The sequence below is a fragment of the Mesorhizobium sp. P2_D1 genome, assembly GCF_056404455.1.
On sequence record NZ_JBFUDZ010000140.1, the window covers coordinates 1 to 1,041 of the forward strand.

General features: G+C 58.6%; 1 protein-coding gene and 1 pseudogene. Both read left to right on the forward strand.

Going from position 1 to position 1,041, the window contains the following annotated elements; all coding sequences use genetic code 11:
- The coding region (locus tag AC1D0I_RS32580; RefSeq protein ID WP_477400182.1) for an NAD(P)-dependent oxidoreductase at positions 1 to 886 on the forward strand (886 nt) is incomplete at its 5' end.
- A 4-nt stretch (positions 887 to 890) separates the two neighbouring features.
- Positions 891 to 1,041: pseudogene (locus tag AC1D0I_RS32585) on the forward strand (aspartate aminotransferase family protein); the annotation flags it as partial.

The following is a 1,041-nucleotide window of genomic DNA, read 5'->3' on the forward strand; positions in this document are numbered from 1 at the left end:
CCGCATCGACATTCTGGTGCTGACGCCGCGGGGTCGTTTCCCGGTCGCCTTGATGAAGAAGGCAGGGAGGTTAAGAAGCATTGTTTTTCCGACGATCGGCGTCGATCCACTCGACGTCAAGACGGCAACGCTCGCCGGCATAGCGGTCGGCCATGGAGCACCGGCTGAGAGTGTCTACAGCATGGCGGAAGCAACGGTGATGCTCATTGCGAGCTTGATGCACCGTGTTGCAGAAAAGCAAACGGTGTTGATGAATGGAAGTTGGCGCGAGCCGTTGGTGCTTGGCCGTATGCTACGAGGAAAGACAGTAGGGCTGGTCGGATTTGGCCGCATCGGTCGAGCGGTGGCTGAGCTTTTGGCGCCGTGGCAGGTGAGAATCCTTGTCGCCGACCCCGCAGTGACGGATGCAGACCTGGACGCGACCGCAGTGCCTCTAACAAATCTCCTTCGTGAGAGCGATGTCGTATCGCTCCACATGACGTTGACCGGTGCCAGTCGTAGCTTGATTGGGAGAGATGAACTTGCTCTGATGAAACCAGGCGCCGTGATCGTCAACACGTCACGAGGCGCGTTGATCGACGAAGATGCGCTGGCAGACGCGCTACAGGCAGGTCGCCTCGGCGGGGCGGCAGTTGACGTCTTCGCAATCGAACCCCTGCCAGCCGAAAGCCGGCTGCGTCATTGTGCCAACGCAATCCTCACGCCGCATAATGCGGGTCACACCGTTGAACTGATGCGCGCACTTACGGAGTCCTTGATCGACAATCTGCACGACTTGCTGGCCGGTAACCCTCCGCGCCATTTGTACAATCAAGAAGTCGCTGCCAATTGGCAAGGGCGCTTCGGCTCGGCAGCGCCCAAACTGCATACAACCGTTGACAGATAAGAACATGGCCCAGCAATCCGATCTGGTGGCGCGACGCGCCAAACTTTTGGGGGCCAAGTCTCAGCTCTTTTACGCCAATCCGATCCACCTCGTGCGTGGGGAGGGTGTTTGGCTTTTCGACTCGGACGGCAGGCGCTATCTTGACGCTTATAACA